We start from the raw sequence: 20,835 nt of genomic DNA on the forward strand, positions 1-20,835 counted from the left end.
GTGACGGATATGTCCCATGATGAAAAATTCCTTTTTGAACGAAAAAGCAATTTTCTCGGTTATAAATACTGTCCCCGGTGCGGAAGTAAACTCGCAAAACAGATCATTGACAATAGCCCACGCCTGAAATGTACCTCGAACTCATGTGATTTCATCTACTATCATAATCCCATCCCGGCGGCCGGAGCAATGGTCATTGATAATGGCAAAATACTTCTGGTACAACGGGCCGTTATACCCAAAATCGGCTGGTGGTGCATCCCCGCCGGATTCATGGAATGGCAGGAGCACCCGTCTGATACTGCCATTCGGGAATTGCGCGAAGAAACCGGCCTGGATATAAAGATCGATTCATTCTTTGAGGTCTATTCCGGTCAGGACGACCCCCGCCTTAACGCTGTTCTGATTCTTTATCTGGCCACACCTGAAGGGGGTCGTTTGCGGGCCGATGATGATGCTCTCGATGCCCGTTTTTTTGGATTTGATGAGTTGCCGGAAAAAATCGCTTTCATCTCCCACCGTCAGGCGCTGGCCGATTACCGGGAAAGATTTATTAAAGGCAAATAATATCTTGCCGTTATGTTCCAATATGGTTTATTTTTTAATCCGAATGGATGCTTGAAAAAGGAATGATGGAATGCCCCGAAAAATTAGTCTTGAAATCGCACTAACCCTGCTGATATTGGGCCAGAATGTTTTGGCTATTGACAACTATAAAAAATATGACCGTTCGCCCGAAATGGAAGATTATATCACTATTTCATTCAATGATGACCTGATAACGCTGACCATTTACGGTGATGATACGACCGCTGTTACAACCTTCAGTCGCGGAGATATCAATCGATCGGAATCAGGGATATCTATCAAGGGGCAATCCCTTTTGACAGCTGATGGGTTCATAATTGGCAATCACGTCTACAGCCCGGATCAAATCGACGATGTCAGTATATCGACTGAGGAAAATAAAACGGATATATATTTTCGTAAAAGAAGCGAATCTTCATCAAATCAATTTCGAAACCGCAGAAAAAATCTAATAACTTCCTTTGAACAAGCCATTGTCTCGGATAGCGATTTTATCCGCGGCGCCGTGGTCGGACTCGGGGCGGATATTAAAATTGACGGCGAAGTGAATGAAGATGTCATTTCCCTTTTCGGGAATATTGAGATCGACGAAAAAGCTGTTATCAGGGGCGATATTATTGCTCTTGACGGCCAGGTGAAAGCCGATCGGGGAGCCACCATTTATGGTGGAATAATAGCCTCGGGGAATAAGGGCCGGATACGATTAGGCCGGCATCAATTCTGGCATGATGGTGACAAGGAATTTTATCCGATCTTTAAGTTCGATTATAACCGTGTTGACGGAGCGACGCCGCATCTCGGGATAGGTTTTGCGTCGGAAGACTCCTCCCTGCCCCGAATTGAAATATACGCCGGCTATGGCTTTTCCTCCGAAAGCTGGCGTTATGTTGTGGACCTGGAGCAGTCCTTTTTTATTCCCCAACCCCTAACCATCGGAGGAACTATATATAAACGTTTGGCCTCCGATGATGACTGGATTATATCCGATCTGCATAATACCATCTTTGCCCTTCTGGCGACGGAAGATTATAAGGATTTTTATGAAACCGAAGGCGGTTACGGTTTCATCCGGTCTGTTCCCGTTAATAATTTGCAGGTGGAATTGGGAATTCGGATCGAGAAATATCACTGGCTGGATGCGCACGGTGATTTGTGGTCGATGTTCGGCGGCAGTAAGCGTTTCCCGGAAAACTATGCCTCCATCTCGGGACCTGATCGATCTCAAATGATCAATCAACTCGATCGGGCAGAGGTTTCCGCCCTGATTGGCAGGTTTGACTATGACAACAGCCGCGATCAGGATAAGTATGAAACTTCGTTCTGGAAGGGATATGGAGAGGTCGAATGGTTACCCGGTGAATGGAACGATGATTTTGTATATACGCGATACCGGATCCGGCTCGGCCATTACCAGGTGGTTAGCCGTCAGACCGGTCTGTACCTCGGTGCCGTGTATGGTCATGCCAACGGTAATTTACCAATCAATAAAATATTCTATATCGGCGGCATAAATACTCTTCTGGGCTACCGGCACAAGGAATTCTACGGGAACGAATTCTGGCTCGGGGATATTGAATATGCCATAAGATTCCCCAATACCGATCTGACGGGATGGCTGTTTTACAATATCGGACAGATGGCCAAAGAAACAGGAAAACTGGGTGATGCTGAAGTAAAAAATTCGCTCGGGATAGGTCTTTCGCTGGGAGACAATATCCGTCTGGATCTCGCCAAACGTCTCGACCGATCCGACTCGACTTTTAAAATCCATGTCCGTCTTGGACTTAACTTTTAATCGCGGAGTCAGATAACCGCGCCGCTCATAGATTTTCCGACTTCAGGAAGAATACCTAATCTGCAACCGGGTCTCAAAAAAGGCCCGTTATTATCTATCCCTCGCAATTCATAAAGTCAACCATATATCTGCCGATAAGATAATGAGATAACAACATCTAAGCGGTTGAGCGATATGGAAAAAAAAGACGAAAATACCCTGGATTATTCCTCCAACCTTTTTCTTGATTCTTATCATGAGGAATTCGAAGCGGATACCGAAAAAATTAAAGTCCCCGACACCAGCGACGTTCTGGCCGAAATGGAAGCGGCTTTGAATGAAATCGCGGAAGATAATCCCCGAATTGAGGCCGACTCCATTACCGGGAATAAAGCCTCCAATGATCTTAAAGCCGTTCTGCAGGTCTCTCTGGCTATAAACTCCTCGCTGGTTCTGGAGGATCTTCTCCAAATCGTTATGAAAAAAGCCATCGAATTGCTGGCTGCCGAGCGCGGTTTTATCATGCTTCTCGATGAGACCGACGAATTGCAGTTTAAAACCGCCTATAATCTCTGCAAAGAAACCATGGCCGATGAGGATTTCCGGATATCCAATTCAATCGCCGACGAGGTGGCCGCAACCGGGAAATCCGTTTATACCTCCGATGCTCTTTCGGATGAACGCTTCGCCAAACAGCAGTCGGTGGTAGAACTGCATTTACGATCGATCATGTGCGTCCCCCTGAAAATAAAAAGCAGGGTCATAGGTATCATATATCTGGATAATTCATCTCAGGCCAAGCTGTTTCTAAAATCCGACCTGTATCTTTTTGAAATGTTGGCCCAGCAGGCCGCTCATGCCATTCACAATGCCATGCTGTACTACCAGCTTCTTGATTTGAAAAAATTCAATGAAAAAGTCATCAACAACTCCCCGGTCGGTGTCTTTGTTATCGATTACAGGTACAACCTCGTATCCATCAACGACGCTGCCCTGGCCGTCCTCGACAAGAATCGGGATGGCATCGAGTTGTTAAATGTCGGTAAAACCGCTTCGAACTTCTTCGATCTGGTCCCGGATAAGGAAATCTATAAGTGGCAAAAAATGATCGACACGGCCATGGAAACTCACGAACCGTTCGAGGAAGCCAGATACTTTCACAATACCGGTTACGGAGAAAAAGTCCTGTCCGTCAAAATCTCTCCGATCAATAAAATCCCTCATGGCGGCGACGGACTTATCCTGGTGATCGAAGATATCACTGAAAAAGTCATCATGGAAAAATATGTTATTCTTTCTGAAAAACTGGTGGCCCGGGGCGAAATGGCGGCTTCAATCGGACATGAACTCAACAATTACCTGGCCATTATTGCCAATAATGCCGAACTGCTCTCCTATAATCTCGAAAAAGAACGCGATGACAAAGCCCGATTCAATTCGCAGCAAATTGTCGAAAATATTTCCAAGATGAAGCGTTTTACCGATGGCCTGATGGATTTCTCCAAGCTTGAAACGGAAATTATCGTTTATGATATCAGGCGCCTGATCGAGGAATTACTTTTCTCCCTGAAAGCTCAATCGCGCTTCAGGCAGGTCGAGTTCTCGCTCGATTTCGACAGTAAAATTCCCGAAATCGAAATCGATGTCGGCCAGGTTCAGCAAGTCCTCCTAAATCTTCTTAATAACGCGGCCGACGCCATCAGCGAACGCGAAAAACTGGAAATCCAGAACGGCAACCATGATTTCACGAAAAGGATTTCGCTAAAGGTAAAAAACGATCCGGCCGATTCCAGCGTCAAAATCATGATAACCGATAATGGAATCGGTATCAGTGAGAAAAATCTGTCAAAAATCTTCCAGCTTCATTTCACCACCAAGAAAACCGGTCATGGCCTCGGCCTGGCCAATTGCAAAACGATTATTAAAAACCATCAGGGTGATATCACTTTGACATCAAAAGAGGGCGAAGGAACGACTTTTACGATTTTGTTGCCGGAAAAACAACTTCAAGCTCTTTGATTTATGACTGCTGAAGGTTTGACACCGGGTAATTATATTATTGATCGGATCCTGGGATCGGGAGGAACTGCCAGGGTACACCTTGCCCGTAAAAAGAATAACAACCGCCCCCTCGCTTTTAAGACCATCCTGAATAATATTCCCGAAGATATCAATCAGTTTATCGCTCTCATTAATCGCGAAAACAGCCTGATCGGCGGCCTGTCCTACCCCGGTCTGGTCAGAATCATGGAAATAAACACCGAAAATTCAAGCACTCCTTATATTATATTGGAATATTGCCCCGGATTGACTCTTGATGTTATCCCGATCATCGACGACCATCATATATTTCTGAATGTCCTTTCCGCTCTTTCAATCAACCTGTACTATCTCAGGCTGGCGGGGATTTACCACGGCGACATCAAACCGCAGAACATTTTCCTGACCGGCCGGATCGACGATTATGCCGGTTCCACTTTGCGATATACGAAAATCTCCGATTTCTCTCTGGCACGGCGGGACACCGAGAATAAGGATTCCCGCCTGGGAATCGGCACCGTCGGCTATATGGCCCCGGAGACAATCGATTCCGGAATTCTTGACCATCGATCCGACCTTTTTGCCTGCGGGGTGGTGGCCTATCAACTGGCAACCGGACAACATCCCTTCCTGAATCATGAAACCGACCCGGTTCGCATCAATGCCGCGGTCAAAGAACAGGAGCCTCCCGAACCAAACCGTATTCGGCCGAACCTGGATAAAGCCATTTCGAATACCATCATGACCCTGCTTCATAAATCTCCGAAATTCCGGCCAACCGATGGTTATTCGCTGTGTGAGTACTTAGAAAAACTCGGGGCGACCTTTCCGTTCCGAAAATGCATACGTCCCAAACACATCCTGGAAATTATGGCCGGGAAGACAACCAACGAGATTCTCGCGTCCGCCCCCCTGACAATGGATGCACCCATTCGAGAAACCCTTTTGGAATACTGTGGAAATCAGCAATCCCGTCTGAGAAATATTCTGGAAATTAATTTTCAAATGGGTCGGCTGCAATGGTCGAACGGAAAGCTGGGATTTTCCTGTCCGCCTGCGGGAATAATATTCCCTAACCGACTTCGCAAACTTGACCGCATCCGGTTCCATTCCCTTCCCTATTCCAGGAAAAAGAAAATCGTCCTGACTGCTCTAACCGGGGATATTCCCCGGGCCATGTCGATCGGCATCATCAGCGAAAAAGACGTGACGGAATTCGTAACTCGCCCTCTTCTTAATTATGCCCGCCACGGTTTATCGGATACCACCGTCAGACGATTCGCCGGTAAACTGGCCGATTACGCCCTGGAAACGTACCTGGATGATATTCTCGCCGCCGGCTTATTCATCAAAGCCGGCAATATCGAGCGGGGATTTTCCGTCACCATCGACGCCGCCAACAAATTGATCAATGACAATAAAAACGACCAGGCGCTGGAGCTATTGCAATCAATGGCCGACCTTTGCCGCCTCGAGAACGACCGGGAGCATCTGGCTCGTATCCTGATGGAAATCGGGGACATCGAAAAAATGATCGGTGATACCGATCGGGCCGGCAAAACCTATTATGAAATAATCAATCTCTATAAGAACCTTCCGCCCGACCGGCTACTGGCCGAAACCTATAAAGATCTCGGCGATCTCTATAAATTAAAAAGAGACTATGCCCGAGGTATCGAAGCTCTTTTGGAAGCAAAGAAAATTTATGGGACTCTGGATGATCAACTGGAACTATCGCATACTCTGAATAACATGGGTAATATCTATACTATCAGTAGCCAATTTCGAAAAGCCCTGAAAAGCTATTTTGCGGCTCTGAAAATCCAGCGTCGGCTCGATGCCAAGGCGGATATGGCCAGCACTCTTAATAATATCGGCAGCGTATGCTACTTCCAGGGAAGGCTCAAACGGAGTTCACGACTATTGGAACAGACTCTGGAATTATTGCGGAGAATCGGCAATGCCATCGAGATCGCCCGGACTCTTAATAATCTCGGTTATGTTCTTTATGAACTGGGTGAATGTGATCGTGCTCTGGAGTACCTGAACGAATCATCGCAATTAAATCGCAAGATCGGCAGTAAAAAAGAACTTCTTTTTAACCTGGAAAATTTGACTCTGGTCATGCTGGGCGCCGGTCAGCTGAAGGAATCAATCGCTTATATAAAGGAAGCCCTGTCCTTGGCCGACGATTTAAACGACGAACAGATGACGGCTGTTTTTCTGACCTCAATGGCTGTTGCTCAAATGAAAATGGGATTTTACGGACGGGCCTATCAGAACTTTCAGAAAGCCGTCGGGATATATGAAAAAATCGACGACAGCAATTCCTACATCACCTGTCTGGTTGAATTAGCCGGATTGTTTTTCAAACTGAATCAACGGGAACAGGCATCCCAATTCGCCTATAAAGGCAAGAATCTGGCTGAAAAATCGGGGAATAAAAAAGGTGTTATCCAAACCAACCTTATTCTCGGAGAAATAGCGGGAGATATCGAAATCTTGAAAGAATCACTGAATCTGGCCGTTCCCCTGCATTCTCCGATTACCACCAATCAAATAATGCTCCGTCTGGCCGCCTCGTATCTGCAAAAGGGCGAAATAGAAAACGCCCGGAATACACTGGAGCAATTATCCGAGTATTTTGGTGATGGGCATTCCAATCTTGATAATGCCAATTATTATAATATGTGGGGAAAAATCAGCGGATCATTGAATAACGGAACCGAGGCCCGGCGCTATTTTGAAAAGGCTATCCGCCTGGCGTCCGATTCGCACCTTATTCTGGAAAAAATTGATGCCCTATCCGCATTAGGCAAATTATGTTTTGAAAACCGGGATTTCGAAGAATCTTATCGCTTCTATAAAGAGGCGGTGGGTTCAATCAGAACAATAGCGGCGGATATTAAGGAAGAACGTTACCGCAGGACTTTTCTGGAAAACGAATGCATCATTTATGTTTCGACGGCAGTCAAAAAGCTGGGAGAAATCCTCTCACAAAAAAAGAAGGCAGACCAATAAAATGGCCGGCCTTCTTTTCAACTTCCAAAGGAGTTATTGCCCGCCAAGACTGATTCCAGCAGGGGCGATTTTCTCCTCCAGTTTTTCGATGGTCAATTTCATTCACCCACCTCCTTTGAAGCTGTTGATTAATAAAGAAATCCCGGCTTTCCGGGCTTTTTTGTTGTCATTCCAGATGTCAGTCGATTTTTCAGGGTCAATCCATTGACCGTAATTCTCCTTTACTTATTATCCAATAAAAGAAATAAACTGGATAAGTCAAGCAGAATTTGCTCATAAGCAAGGCGGCCGGATTCTCCGGAAAAACATAATAATCAATATGTGGGGAACAATGACATCAACGAACACAATATGATGTAACGGGTGTTGGAATTTTTGCGATTATTTATTGTATCAAAAATAAATGATTCCAAAATCCGTTGGGATTTTTATTTATCTTAACCGTAGCAGAATCGAACCGAAAAAATAACGGTATGTTTTGAAATTATTTTTATGATTTGTCAAAAGTCTCGAGTAATTTCTTATTATAATAATGGAATAAATCCTCGCGCCGTAAAACACCAAGGATAATTGTCGGATCGTTCCGATTAACCACTGGCAGCAATTTATAATCTTTGACCGACATTTTTCTCAAAGCGGTATCAAGATCTTCATCCGGGAAAACGGTCAAATAGTCGGTCGTGGCGACATCCTTGGCAATGACCAGGTAATCGAGTGTATGTTCCGATAGAATCCCCAGGACATCCTGAAAAGAAAGAATCCCGACAAACCGCCCGGTGCTATCCGTTACCATATGAGTCGTTCCTCGCGAACCGGCGATGCGATCAAGAATATGGGCCATCGGAGTATCGGCGGGAATGGTATCAAACTTTTCATCCATAATTTCTGCCACCCGGGAACCTTTTAGAACTGCAGTATCACGCCCGCCCTTAAGAATGATCCCGCGCCGGATAAGTTTCATGGTATATATCGAGGGTTCGTAGATATGCCGCGCCACCAGAGTCGAAAACACCACCGCCACCATCAGCGGCAAAATAATCCGATAATCACTGGTCATTTCGAAGATAATCAGGATAGCCGTTATCGGGGCGTGGGTAGTGCCTGCCACCAGGGCGGCCATACCCACCAGGGCATAGGCGCCTTCGGTAGCCGTTACCATTGGGAATAGGCTATGAGCGAAGAAACCGAACGTGCCTCCCGCTACGGCGCCGATAAATAAGGATGGGGCGAAAATACCTCCTGAATTTCCCGATCCGAGCGTCAAACTGGTAGCGATAATCTTGAGGAATATTAAAAGCAGGGTGAGCCATACAATCATATTGCCATAGAGCGTCAGTTTGATTGTCTCATAGCCATCGGCGAAAATTTGCGGGTAATATACCCCGATAATACCAAGCAATAAACCGCCGATAGCCGGTTTGAGCATGCCGTTGACTTTTATTTTCTCGAATAAATCCTCGGCTTTACCCAAAGAAACCGTAAAGAGAACCGCCACGACGCCACAAACCCCGCCCAGAATCATATAAAGGGGCATTTCCCACGCCGAAACCAGGCTGTAGCTGGGAACATCAAAGGCCGGATGATCTCCCAAAAACGTCCTGGTCAGAACTGAAGCCAGAACCGAGGACAGTAAAACCGGTGAAAAAGTTTTTATTGCAAAATCGCCCATGATGATTTCAAGAGAAAAAATAACTCCCGCGATCGGCGCATTGAAAACCGCCGAGATACCGGCCGCAGCGCCGCATCCGACCAAAATTTTCACTCTTGACTGGGACATTTTGAACAACTGCCCGATGGTCGATCCGATTGCTGAACCGATCTGGACAATCGGTCCCTCGCGACCGGCCGATCCGCCCGAACCGATACATATGGCCGAGGCGATCGCCTTGGCCACTGCGACCCGGGCCCGGATAACGCCTCCTTTACGAGCCACCGCCAGCATTACTTCAGGAACCCCATGTCCTCTGGCCTCGGCCGCGAATTTATAAACGATCGGACCCACCAGGATTCCTCCCGCCATCGGTATCAGTGCTATCCAGTAATCAAAATGGCCGATCAGGTTGGTCAGAGTCGCTTCCGAGGTTTCGAAAAATAATTGCTTGCAGAATTCAATCAGTTTAATAAAAGCAATAGCACCCAGCCCGGTTCCCAGACCGACGATGATGGACATGGTGATAAGTATCTGCGTTTCCGAGGGATGATAACGCAAATGCAGTTTTGACAGGGCATCCTTCAGCATGGTTCAAAAATTTATTACAAAAAACATATATATCAAGATATTTTTGATATTCAATAATTTATGCCCCAAATATTATAAAAATACAGACTAAAAGAAGATTAGGAATAATCTTATTCCCGACCATCGGAAGACAGTTCCTTCCCTATGATAAACCCTTCCTTTTTGCTTGACTTATCAGGCAAAGAGGATAAATTGAACATCAGAAAGTGAAAAGTTTCACTATGTTTTTTATGAACTTCAGATACCCGGAGTTGGGAAAATGAGCAAAACAGCTGATATAATTGTGGTCGGAGGCGGCATTATTGGCGTTTCAGTGGCTTACCAGCTGGCCCGCCATAATTGCGGCAAAGTCATTTTACTGGAAAAGGAAATGTTCCTCGGTACCGGAGCCACGGCGAAATGCGCCGGCGGTGTCCGCGCCCAATTTTCGACCAGGATAAATATTGAAATGTCGATGAAATCGGAAGAAATGCTGGTCCATTTTGAAGAAGAAACCGGCTATCCCATAGTCTTTGATCAAAACGGATATATGTTCTTGCTCTCCGATGAGGATGAGCTGTCCCGCTTCATGAAGGCCGTTGAATTGCAGAGGTCACTGGGCCTTAAAGTCGATCTTCTGGAACCGGCTGAAATCAATAGGCTGGCCCCCCCGGTACGAACCGATGATATAATCAAAGCCACTTTCTGCAATGATGATGGCATCGCCGATCCCAGCGATATGATTAACGCCTATGCTTCGGCCGCCCGCAAGTTCGGAGTCACAATTGAAATCGAAACCGAGGTTACCGGTATTAAGACCGAAGGCGGGGCGATTATGGGCGTCATTACCAACAAAGGCGATATCGACACTCCTCTGATCGTAAACGCCGCCGGCCCTTACGGTAAAATTATCGGTCGGATGGCCGGAGATGAAGTCCCGGTGGAACCGATCCGCCGTCAAATCGTCACTACCGGTCCGCTGGATTATATCGAACCGACTTTCCCAATGGTGGTCGATGTTAAATCCGGGCTATATTTCCATAAGGAATCGCCCGGCCTTTTACTTGGATGGGCCGATCCGTCAGTGGAACCGGCTTTCGATGAGTCGGTCGATCCCGATTATTCGGATGAAATTATTATGAAAGCTCTGGATCGGGTACCGCGGCTTGAAACCGCCGAAATGGCCAAAAGCTGGGCCGGTTTATATGAAACGACACCCGATCATCATGCCATTATCGGATATTCCGACAGGGTTAAAGGGTTGTTCCTGGTTAATGGTTTCTCGGGACATGGATTGATGCATGCTCCGGCGGCCGGACTCGTGGCGGCCGAAATGATCAGCGGGAAAGGACCCTGCATCGACATTTCACCTCTGGACCCGAGCCGGTTCTCCAGAGGTGAAGCGGTGGTGGAAACCAATGTGATCTGAGACCCGGATATATTCCAGGGCAAAAGCTTTCCGAAAAAATCAGTTTACATTATGGGTGCTTTTTATTATTTATATAGTTCTTGAATGCCCGCTTCGGGGGCTTTAAAATGGAGTCTGGAATCCGCAAGAAGCGGCCGCAGACTGAAAGATGAAAACATCAGACTTTGGCAGGAATACAATATGGCAAAAATGAAACCTGAAGATATCAAGGTGATTCTGGCAACCGACTGCGGTTCGACAACCACCAAGGCGATCCTGATCGAAAAACGCGGTGATGAATACCGTCTGATCGTCCGAGGTGAGGCGCCAACCACCGTTGAGGCCCCATTTGAGGATGTAACCATGGGAGTTTTAAATGCCATCGCCGAGGTAGAAGAGCTCTCCGGACGTAAACTTCTCAATGATGAGGGTCGGGTGATTTCACCTGTGCAGGGAGAAAATACCGGCACTGATGTTTATATTTCCACTTCCTCGGCCGGAGGCGGTTTGCAGATGATGGTGGCCGGTGTGGTTCGTTCCATGACCGCCGAATCGGCCGAGCGCGCCGCCCTGGGCGCCGGGGCCATTGTTATGGATGTTATCGCCTCCAATGATAAACGTTTGCCCCATCAGCAAATAGAGAGGATTCGGCATTTGCGCCCCGACATGATTCTCCTGTCAGGCGGTATAGACGGTGGAACAACTACCCATGTGGTCGAAATCGCCGAATTGATTTCCGCCGCCGATCCCAAACCCCGTCTGGGTTCCGGTTATCAGTTACCGATTATTTATGCCGGAAATAAAGATGCCCGGGAGGCTGTCAGCGAAACTCTGGCTGATAAGGTCGATCTGAAAATGGTCGAAAATCTTCGACCGGTACTGGAACGCGAGAATCTCGGCCCGGCCCGGGAAGAAATCCATAATCTGTTCATGGAGCATGTCATGGCCCAGGCGCCCGGCTATCGCAAATTGATGACCTGGACCGATGCTCCGATTATGCCGACTCCCGGTGCCGTCGGGCTGATTATTAAAACCATCGCCGATATGGAAAATATCGAAGTTGTCGGAGTTGATATCGGAGGAGCCACCACTGACGTTTTTTCGGTTTTTCGTCCGGAGACAGAGGCGGGTACAAGAGAGGGTGTTTTCAACCGCACCGTCTCCGCCAATCTGGGTATGAGCTATTCGGTTTCGAATGTTTTTGCGGAAGCCACCCTGCCGAATGTCATGCGTTGGGTCCCCTTCTCCATGGATGAGCGCGACCTGCGTAATCGCGTCAAAAATAAAATGATCCGCCCGACCACTATACCACAGTCTATGGAGGAGTTGATTTTTGAACAGGCTATCGCCAAAGAGGCTTTGCGCTTGGCATTTATACAGCACAAAAACTTTGCGACCGTATTGAAAGGTGTTCAGCAACAGCGGACCATCGCCGATGCTTTCGAACAGAAAGGTTCAGGAGAAACTCTGGTCAATATGATGACCCTGGATATTCTGGTTGGTTCCGGGGGAGTATTATCGCATGCTCCGAAACGGAATCAGGCCGCCCTGATGTTGATTGATGCTTTTCTGCCGGAAGGGGTCACTCGTTTAGCTGTCGATTCGATTTTCATGATGCCGCAACTTGGTGTCCTGACCACGGTTCAGCCCCAGGCGGCGACCGAAGTCTTTAAGAAAGATTGTCTTATTCATCTTGGGTCATGTGTCGCTCCGGTCGGTGATATGAAAAAGGCCGGACCCATGATGGATTATCGGATCACTCTCCCCGATGGCAAGGTGGAATCAGGCACATTGCAGTTTGGCGAGATGAAACTTATTAAACTGGGCGTGGCCGAAAACGGTCTTCCGGAAAAAGCTAAGGCCGAATTGGAACCGGCCCGAGGTCTGGATCTCGGTAACGGCAAAGGCGACAAAGTCGTAACCGAACTGGCCGGAGGCGTGGTGGGAATCATTCTTGACGGCCGGGGACGTCCCTTCGAACTACCCCAAGATGAAAAAACCCGGGTGGAAAACCTGAAAAAATGGATGATGGAACTGGACATTTACCCGGCCCAGGCGCTGGACAGATAATAAAAAGGCGGCTATTATGAAATTTTTCAGGATTGTAACTTTAATCTGCCTGATTTTGATGCCATCCTTTCTGACGGCAGAGGTCTTTATTGACTGGAAAGCCGGCTATTACGTTGAATATCCCGATAGCTGGTACCATGTCTCCTACCGTACCGTTAATATATTCCTTCAAACCCAGGAAATCAATCCCGATGAATTCGACTATGACGCCGTTCTGGCTATGAAATCGGACAAACCGTTTTTTGAGATGCCGTATATATTTCTCTCTTTCGATCCGGCCGGGCAATTATCTGATCGTCAGATAGACTCGGTGGTCAACCAGTTATCCAAAGAATATGGGCGTGATTATATCGAAGGGTCTCTGACCGGCACCGATCGGAATTTTAATCTGGGGCAGCCGGTTTACGACAGGAAACTCAGGGCCATCGCGGTCAAGGGCCGTGTATCATCGGAATATATCGACAAAATCCTCCTGGAAATACGAAGGTTTTATGATAAGGGCGTGGCGATTTTTCTGTGTTATGCTCCCAAGGAAATGTATGAAGATGTTCGTCCCGATTTTCTGAGTATTTTCAATTCCTTTTCGACCAGAGATCTCGACAAAGTCGCTCCCAAAGAAGAAGTCAAAATAGTTGATGTCTCCCAGCGTGAACTGGACGACTATGATGAAGAAGATTTTCCCGAACCCGGCACGAAAGACTTGAGTTCATCGGGAATAATCCTCGTGTTGATTATTGTTCTGGCGATCATTCTGCTGGCGGCAATAATATTTTTCATATTTAAAAGGAAATAACCGGACTAAAAAGATTCCAATAAGAGGCGAATAAAATGGGTCATGCATATACTCCAGGTTTGAAAGTAACGGAAAAGATTCTCATAAAAAAGAATCGTATCCTTCCCCTCAAGGGTGAGGTGGTGGTAAAAAAGGGCGACAAGGTTTCGCCTGATGATATTGTCGCCCGGACCGATTTGCCGGGTCCCGTGGAACCGATTAATGTCGCCAATATCCTCGGAATTCCACCTGAGGATATAAGGGATACAATGCTTAAAAAGCAGGGCGACAGGGTAAAAGAGGGTGAAGTGATTGCCCTTTCGAAATCTTTTTTCGGCCTGTTCAAATCGGAGTGCAAAGCCAAAATAAGCGGCACTATTGAATCGATCTCCCAGGTCACCGGCCAGGTTCTACTCCGCGGTGCCCCCATCCCGGTCACCGTCAGGGCATATTTAACCGGTGAGGTTATCGATGTTTTCGAGCGTGAGGGTATTACCGTGGCCGCCTGGGGCTCGTTTGTACAGGGTATTTTCGGTATCGGCGGCGAAACCCACGGAGAAATAAAAATGGCCGTCCCCGACAACATCACTATTCTGCGGGAAAGCCATATCACCGAGGAGTTTCGCGGGAAAGTGGTGGTTGGAGGTTCCCTGGTTACCGCCAACGCCATCAGGAAAGCGGTCAAGGTTGGAGCCGCCGGGATTATTGTGGGCGGTTTCGATGACAAAGATTTGCGGGATTTCCTCGGTTATGATATCGGTGTAGCCATTACCGGAACCGAAGAAATTGGGGTGACCTTGATTGTTACCGAAGGTTTCGGGGAGATCAATATGGCCCAAAAGACATTCGATCTGCTTAAATCGAAAGAGGGCAAACTGGCCTGTATCAACGGAGCCACCCAGATCCGGGCCGGAGTCATTCGACCCGAGGTGATTATTCCCTTCGAGGGCGACGTCCATGCGGCCATCAAGGATGCCGATTACCGAGAGCAGGGCCTGAATATCGGGACACCAGTAAGGGTAATCCGCCACCCCTATTTTGGGATGCTGGGTAAAGTTGCCAACCTGCCGCCGGAATTGACCCGGCTCGAATCCGGTTCATCGGCCAGAGTTCTCGAAGTCGAATTCGATGACGGTAAAAAGGCCATTGTCCCTCGTGCTAATGTTGAGATGCTGGAATCTTGAAAAATAAAAATCGGCTCAGAGGATGAGTCGATCATGTCAAATAGGATTTATAAAAAAGGTCGCCTTCCGGCGACCTTTAAACTTTTAACTGAAATCATTAGGTCATTATCAGACCAGAGCCCCAAAATGCTATTTACCTTCCGTGGCACCCGCCGGTTTTTCCATCATGGTGGAATCCATCACCTGCGTCGTATCCATAATCTCAGTGGTATCGGTCATTACTTCGGTCGGTTCCTGAACCGCAGGTTCCGTTTTTGGCTCTTCCTTTTTGCCGCAACTGGTCATAAAGACGACCAATAACAGGCCGGCCATAATAATTACCATCAGTTTCTTCATAGTTGGTCTCCCAATGTTAGAGTTTAATTATGAACTCGCGCAATAAAAAGTATCAGGGCTAAAAGTCAACAAAAAGTTTAATAAATTTTGCCCTGTATTTTGCGCTTTTTGTTGACGCTATATACGCTCCTCTGTATAATAATCAGACGAAAACGCTTAAGGCTGGATTGTCGGCCCTGATGCGGGACCGGTATAATTGCTTTTGTATAAAAAAGGAAAGGTATGGAATATTCAATGATAATCGCGGCCGGTTTATTTTCCGGAGGCGTCTGGCAGATTATAGGACAATCAAGCCTCTTCGGCAGTATCATTCTGGCCATTTTACTCTGTTTTTCCCTCTTTTCATGGGGGATCATGTTCAACAAGTGGCGTCTTTTTCGCCGGGTGGAGCGCGAAGATCACACTTTTCTGGCCGCCTTCAGAAAAACCAAAAAACTTTCCGGTATAATGAATCAGGCCAAAACGCTTGAGTTTACCCCCCTGGCCGGCATATTTATCAATGGTTATAATGAAATCAGTGAGTTTGTTTCATCCAAACAAACAACTTCCGAGGGATCGGACAAAGTGGACCCCCTGACCGATAAAGAGATAGAAATAATCGGGATGACGCTGGAACGCTCGGTGGCCGAAGAAATAGGCTTTCTGGAGCGGCGGGTGATTTTCCTGGCCACCACCGCTAATGCTTCGCCTTTCCTTGGTTTACTTGGTACGGTGGTCGGCGTCATGGATTCTTTCTGGTCCATTGGTGAACGCGGTTCGGCCTCGCTGGCCGTAGTCGCACCCGGAATAGCCGAGGCCCTGCTGGCCACGATCGTTGGTCTCGGGGCCGCCATTCCCGCGGTCGTTGCCTATAACTGGGCCAGCAATAAACTCAAATTCTATTACGACCGGTCCGAAAACTTTTCCCTCGAGTTTATGACGCGCATCAAAAAGGATATGACCTGATGAGAAAACGCGAATATCGGGCTATGGCCGAGATCAATGTCACCAACTTGGTTGATGTCGTGCTGGTTCTTTTAATTATCTTCATGATCTCGGCTCCTCTGCTTCAATCGGGGATTGAAGTGGAACTGCCCATGACCAAAACCGCAGCCCTCAGTGAACAGGCCGAAGGCGTCGTAATTACGGTCGATCGTAAGGGCGGCGTATTTATCAATGATGTCTGGTCGCAACTGGGCGATTTTGAAAAGAATCTCGATCGCGAATTACGTCGATTGGGAAAATCATCCGTATTTCTCAGGGCTGACTCGCTGGTTCCCTATGGAACGGTGGTGGATGTTATCGGTCGGCTAAAATTAATGGGTATCGAAGACCTGGGCTTGATTACCGCCAAGGAGGAAGATATCCCGAAACGGCGAAGATGAAGCAGGATATAATATTATCATTTCTTCTACACTTTACCATTATAATCGTCATGGTCATTATAACCCCGTTTAAGCCGCGAATTAATACTGACCTGGGCGAGGTTATCAATGTCCGCCTGGCATCCCTGCCGGCTCCGGCTCCAAAAGAGGAACCTGTTAAAATCGAGCCCCTGCCGATTCCTCAGGCGCTCGTGGCCGATAATGAGATTGCCTTCATTCCTAAAGCCAAATCGGTGACCGAGGCCAAACCGGTGAACAAACCGAAACCCAAGCCGAAGCCAAAAACTGAAGATAAACCGTATAATCCGGATGCCGCCAGAGGAACCGAAACCAAATCGGGAACCGCAGAGGGTCAGAAAGACGTCAGCCAGAATCTCGGGCCCGGATCGAAATTTGGTTCCGCCGCTATTGATAACTCATCTTTCGATTACCCCTACTGGTTTGTCCAGGCTTTCACCAAAATCGAGCGTAACTGGAGTAATCCGGTTTATGCCAATCGCCCGTTAAGCTGTATTATATATTTTCAGGTAATTCGCTCGGGGAAAATACTCAGAGTCGAAATCGAGCAGTCCTCGGGAATTGATGCCTTCGATCGCGCCTGCGAAAGAGCCGTCAATCTGGCTCAGCCTTTGCCCCCGCTGCCCAACGAATTTACCGATGAAATTATCGGGATACATTTGGAATTTCCATATTCACCAGGATAGGTAAATGAAATCTTGCAGACGAATTTTATTGCTGTTTTTTGTATTGATATTGCCTTTGACTGCCATGACTCAGGAAGGAATATCGGTTCGCGATGTCCGCGGCCGATTGACCGAAAAGGTCAGTTTCGAACCGACCCGCATTGCTGTTGAGGAAGCCCGATATATCGGTATCGAGTATATAACCGCCGCCGATTCGGTAATAATGAAAAATTGCGGAATTATTCTCCAGAATGATCTCGATTTTTCGCCGTTTTTCGAAAATGTTCCGCTGGACACCTTTTTCATGCGTCATATGGAAATCGAAACCATGACCATGCTGGCCTGGACCCGTCTCGGCGCATCTTATGTCGTCAAACTTGAAGTCGAATACCCACAGAATAAAATCCGCCTGGGATACCGCCTTTTCTCGACGGAATCCGGGAAAGAAATCAATAAAAACCGTATGGAAACCGAGAAAAAATTTTATCGAACCCTGGTTCATCAAATCGCCAACGATATTTATAAATTCCTGACCGGCGATGAGGGAGTTTATCGGACCCGGATTGTCTATTCCAAGGATCTGGATAATGGTGCTCAAGAGTTGTACATCGCCGATTATGACGGTCAGAATGAAAGGCAGCTGACCAATAATGGCTCGATTAATCTTCTACCCCGTTTTACGCCCGACGGTGAGTATGTTTATTTTACCAGCTACATGGATGGCGAACCGCGGATATACATGCTGAATTTGAATGACAATCACATCGACAAAATAACTGATTATCCCGGACTCAACACCGCTGTGTCCGTTGCGCCCGATGGCAAGTCGTTCGCCTGTGTCCTAAGTAAGGATGGTAATTCGGAATTGTATTTGCTCGACCGGAAAGGCAAAATCATCAAGCGGCTCAGTTACAGCTGGGCGATTGAAACGGCGCCGACCTGGTCTCCCGATGGCAAGGAACTGGCCTTTACCTCAGATCGAACCGGATCACCCCAGATATATATCATGGATATTGAATTTTTCGATCTGAAACGTCTTACTTTCAGCGGCAATTACAATGACTCACCCTGCTGGTCACCGCGGGGAGACCGGATTGCTTTTGTTACCCGGGACAGGAACTTTAAAATATGCATAATTGATGTGACCGGAAGGAATTTCCGGATTTTGACCGAGATCGGTGACAATGAAAATCCCAGTTTTTCGCCCGACGGGAATCATATTGTCTTTTCCTCGAACCGGCTGGGATCGAAAGAGCTTTACACGATGGATCTTTTCGGTCACAATCAGCGCAAAATAACAATCGGCGGGGGCAATACCAATCCCGCCTGGTCGCCTTATAAAAATTAAATCTTTTAACAGGAGGGGTATGAGCGGATAGAGGGGATTTTACTTGACCATATATATAAAATTTCATAAAATTCGATCGATTGGCGGATTTTACGGAAAATAATATTAAAAATGCTGTATAAAATTCAAGGAGGAGACAATGAAAAAGCTCGTATTATTCATGCTTGTTTTAATGTTGCCTTTGTATCTGATCAATTGCGGCGGCGGGCCAAAACCTGTCGAAGAGGTCGTCACTATCGAGCCCGAACCGGAACCGGAACCCGAAGTCAAACCGGAACCGATCCCGGAACCGGAACCCGAAATCGTCCCTGTCAAGGCGTCCGATTTCGCAATCATATATTTTGATTTCGATAAGTACAATCTGGTTGACTCGGCCAAGAAGGCGCTCGAGGGCAATGCCCGGGTTCTGAAAGATAATCCCACGGTCGTAATCAAGATTGAGGGCCATTGCGACGAACGCGGAACGGTTGAATACAACCTGTCTCTGGGTGAGAAGCGGGCCAATTCAGCCATGGATTACCTTAAGAGTTTGGGAATAGCCCCCAACCGGATGTCGATGATCAGTTATGGTAAATCGCGGCCGGCGGTTCAGGGTAGTAATGAATCGACTTGGGCCAAAAACCGTCGCTGTGAGTTTAAAATAGTCTCGCAGTAACCTTTGGAATATAATGTTGATATTTGACAAAATACGTATCGGTCTGCTGGCTGTCATGGTGGCCGTTATTTTCGCCGGATGCGCCATGAAGCGGGATGTAGCCATTGTCGATGAAAAGGTCAACCGGATGTGGACCGAACAAAGAGAAACCGCCCGGAAGATCAATCATCTTGACTCGCTTCTGTCGGCCGATACCGATGAGTCCGTTTTATTACGCGCCGAGATAAGAACGTCTCTGTCGGAGTTGATGGAGCAGTTTCGGATAATGCAGGCGAATATGACCGATCTGCAGCAGAAATTAAACTACATGGCCGAGCGGGGAACGTCTCCGGGGGTAATAATACCGCCGACATCAACCGGTCCGGCCGGAGTTTCCGATTCCGCGGCAGCTCAGGCGGTAACACCTGGAATCAATTGCCAGGAGTTATATGATGAATCTTTTATCAATATTCGGCGCGGACAGTATGACGAGGCTATTGGCGGATTCAACGATTACCTCAAGTATTGCTCCACACAGGAACTGGCTGACAATGCCCGCTTCTGGATAGCTGAATCATATTATTCCACCGAGCGTTTTAAAGAGGCTATCAGCGAATTCGACCTGTTATTGAAAGATTATCCCAATTCCGAAAAGAAACCGGCTACTCTTTATAAAATGGCTCGTTCTTATGAAGAACTGGGACAGAAGACTGAGGCTCGGAAAACCTTTCAGAAACTGGTCGATGAGTATGCCGGTACGCTCGAGGCCGAACAGGCCAAGGAGAAACTGAAAGAACTCAAATAATTGTATCATGCTTCTTAAAAGCCTGAATGTTCGAGTCCATACCCCGACCGACTTTATCCCGCGCGGTCGGGGTTTTTATCAACTCGAGGAAGAGGCTCTGTACTTTCCGGTCGAATACCCCGGGGAAAGGCCGCGCTTCTTTTCCTTCCTCGACTCCGAATTCCTCTCTTTTCATATTAGCCGGGATGGGCGTCTTCTTTTTCTGGATCTGACTCTGCCCCGCCGACGCTGGAGGGTTACCCGAAATTTTATTGCCCCGGAAACCGCCCTCTTAGCCGACATTCGTTTTCTGGATTTTCGCCTTGGTATCAAAAATCCCATCACTTTCTGTGACCGCTCGCGCCAGCACCTGATGTTTCGTTTCAGCGAAGGGCCGGCCGAACATAATTATTACCTGGCTGAAAACCTGATCGCTCAAATCGACACCGCTAACCATCTGGTGGCCATCTGGGCTCGGGATATTGTCGATGATCTGGCCGGCCAGGAAATCCTCTCCTGGCGCCGGACCGTCCGAGGGATGCTGGTTCCCGGACACCCGCCGATATCTGTACCGACTCCACGGATGTGATTGAGATGTGATGCCATTCCGG

17 protein-coding genes are annotated in these 20,835 nt (G+C 47.5%); 15 read left to right on the forward strand and 2 right to left on the reverse strand.

Annotation, left to right across the window (positions count from 1 at the left end; all coding sequences use genetic code 11):
- The 4 genes from JXQ28_05345 (at position 1) to JXQ28_05360 (ending at position 7,423) form a co-directional block, all read left to right on the forward strand.
- Positions 1-567 carry an NUDIX hydrolase gene (locus JXQ28_05345; protein MBN2277152.1) on the forward strand — a complete coding sequence of 189 codons (567 nt, stop codon included), beginning with the start codon at positions 1-3 and terminating at the stop codon, positions 565-567.
- A 70-nt stretch (positions 568-637) separates the two neighbouring features.
- The gene (locus tag JXQ28_05350) at positions 638-2,383 is read left to right on the forward strand and encodes a BamA/TamA family outer membrane protein (GenBank protein MBN2277153.1); all 1,746 of its coding nucleotides are present in this window, start codon (positions 638-640) and stop codon (positions 2,381-2,383) included.
- A 174-nt stretch (positions 2,384-2,557) separates the two neighbouring features.
- The gene (locus JXQ28_05355; GenBank protein ID MBN2277154.1) at positions 2,558-4,381 is read left to right on the forward strand and encodes a GAF domain-containing protein; all 1,824 of its coding nucleotides are present in this window, start codon (positions 2,558-2,560) and stop codon (positions 4,379-4,381) included.
- 3 nt (positions 4,382-4,384) lie between these two features.
- Positions 4,385-7,423: a serine/threonine protein kinase gene (locus JXQ28_05360; GenBank protein ID MBN2277155.1), complete on the forward strand. Its 3,039-nt coding sequence runs from the start codon at positions 4,385-4,387 to the stop codon at positions 7,421-7,423.
- A gap of 490 nt (positions 7,424-7,913) precedes the next feature.
- On the opposite strand, the gene JXQ28_05365 is transcribed toward JXQ28_05360, so the two are convergent.
- The gene (locus JXQ28_05365; protein ID MBN2277156.1) at positions 7,914-9,662 is read right to left on the reverse strand and encodes a chloride channel protein; all 1,749 of its coding nucleotides are present in this window, start codon (positions 9,660-9,662) and stop codon (positions 7,914-7,916) included.
- Positions 9,663-9,921: 259 nt separating this feature from the next.
- Between JXQ28_05365 and JXQ28_05370 the strand changes: the two genes are divergently transcribed.
- The 4 genes from JXQ28_05370 to JXQ28_05385 all read left to right on the forward strand — a co-directional run bounded on the left by JXQ28_05370 (position 9,922) and on the right by JXQ28_05385 (position 15,075).
- Positions 9,922-11,070, forward strand: a complete 1,149-nt coding sequence (locus JXQ28_05370) for an FAD-binding oxidoreductase (GenBank protein ID MBN2277157.1) — start codon at positions 9,922-9,924, stop codon at positions 11,068-11,070.
- A 180-nt stretch (positions 11,071-11,250) separates the two neighbouring features.
- The gene (locus JXQ28_05375) at positions 11,251-13,119 is read left to right on the forward strand and encodes a glutamate mutase L (GenBank protein ID MBN2277158.1); all 1,869 of its coding nucleotides are present in this window, start codon (positions 11,251-11,253) and stop codon (positions 13,117-13,119) included.
- 16 nt (positions 13,120-13,135) lie between these two features.
- Positions 13,136-13,912, forward strand: a complete 777-nt coding sequence (locus tag JXQ28_05380) for a hypothetical protein (GenBank protein ID MBN2277159.1) — start codon at positions 13,136-13,138, stop codon at positions 13,910-13,912.
- Positions 13,913-13,947: 35 nt separating this feature from the next.
- The gene (locus JXQ28_05385; GenBank protein MBN2277160.1) at positions 13,948-15,075 is read left to right on the forward strand and encodes a hypothetical protein; all 1,128 of its coding nucleotides are present in this window, start codon (positions 13,948-13,950) and stop codon (positions 15,073-15,075) included.
- A 129-nt stretch (positions 15,076-15,204) separates the two neighbouring features.
- Here JXQ28_05385 and JXQ28_05390 read toward each other — a convergent pair whose 3' ends face one another.
- Complete coding sequence (locus JXQ28_05390; GenBank protein MBN2277161.1) at positions 15,205-15,411, reverse strand: hypothetical protein; 207 nt, start codon at positions 15,409-15,411, stop codon at positions 15,205-15,207.
- A gap of 222 nt (positions 15,412-15,633) precedes the next feature.
- On the opposite strand from JXQ28_05390, the gene JXQ28_05395 reads away from it, so the two are divergent.
- The 7 genes from JXQ28_05395 to JXQ28_05425 all read left to right on the forward strand — a co-directional run bounded on the left by JXQ28_05395 (position 15,634) and on the right by JXQ28_05425 (position 20,813).
- Positions 15,634-16,356 (forward strand): MotA/TolQ/ExbB proton channel family protein, encoded by a 723-nt coding sequence (locus JXQ28_05395; GenBank protein MBN2277162.1) that lies wholly within the window; start codon positions 15,634-15,636, stop codon positions 16,354-16,356.
- A complete protein-coding gene (locus JXQ28_05400) occupies positions 16,356-16,775 on the forward strand; it encodes a biopolymer transporter ExbD (GenBank protein ID MBN2277163.1) in 420 nt (139 codons plus the stop codon). Before JXQ28_05395 ends, JXQ28_05400 begins: the two co-directional genes overlap by 1 nt.
- The gene (locus tag JXQ28_05405) at positions 16,772-17,479 is read left to right on the forward strand and encodes a TonB family protein (GenBank protein ID MBN2277164.1); all 708 of its coding nucleotides are present in this window, start codon (positions 16,772-16,774) and stop codon (positions 17,477-17,479) included. Before JXQ28_05400 ends, JXQ28_05405 begins: the two co-directional genes overlap by 4 nt.
- Before the next feature lie 4 nt (positions 17,480-17,483).
- Positions 17,484-18,806: a Tol-Pal system beta propeller repeat protein TolB gene (gene tolB / locus JXQ28_05410; protein MBN2277165.1), complete on the forward strand. Its 1,323-nt coding sequence runs from the start codon at positions 17,484-17,486 to the stop codon at positions 18,804-18,806.
- A gap of 139 nt (positions 18,807-18,945) precedes the next feature.
- The gene (gene pal, locus JXQ28_05415) at positions 18,946-19,461 is read left to right on the forward strand and encodes a peptidoglycan-associated lipoprotein Pal (GenBank protein ID MBN2277166.1); all 516 of its coding nucleotides are present in this window, start codon (positions 18,946-18,948) and stop codon (positions 19,459-19,461) included.
- A gap of 13 nt (positions 19,462-19,474) precedes the next feature.
- Positions 19,475-20,245 carry a tol-pal system protein YbgF gene (gene ybgF, locus JXQ28_05420; protein ID MBN2277167.1) on the forward strand — a complete coding sequence of 257 codons (771 nt, stop codon included), beginning with the start codon at positions 19,475-19,477 and terminating at the stop codon, positions 20,243-20,245.
- 7 nt (positions 20,246-20,252) lie between these two features.
- Positions 20,253-20,813: a hypothetical protein gene (locus JXQ28_05425; GenBank protein ID MBN2277168.1), complete on the forward strand. Its 561-nt coding sequence runs from the start codon at positions 20,253-20,255 to the stop codon at positions 20,811-20,813.
- Positions 20,814-20,835 lie beyond the last annotated feature (22 nt).

This window comes from Candidatus Zixiibacteriota bacterium, from assembly GCA_016933955.1.
Classification (GTDB): Bacteria; Zixibacteria; MSB-5A5; order GN15; family PGXB01; genus JAFGTT01.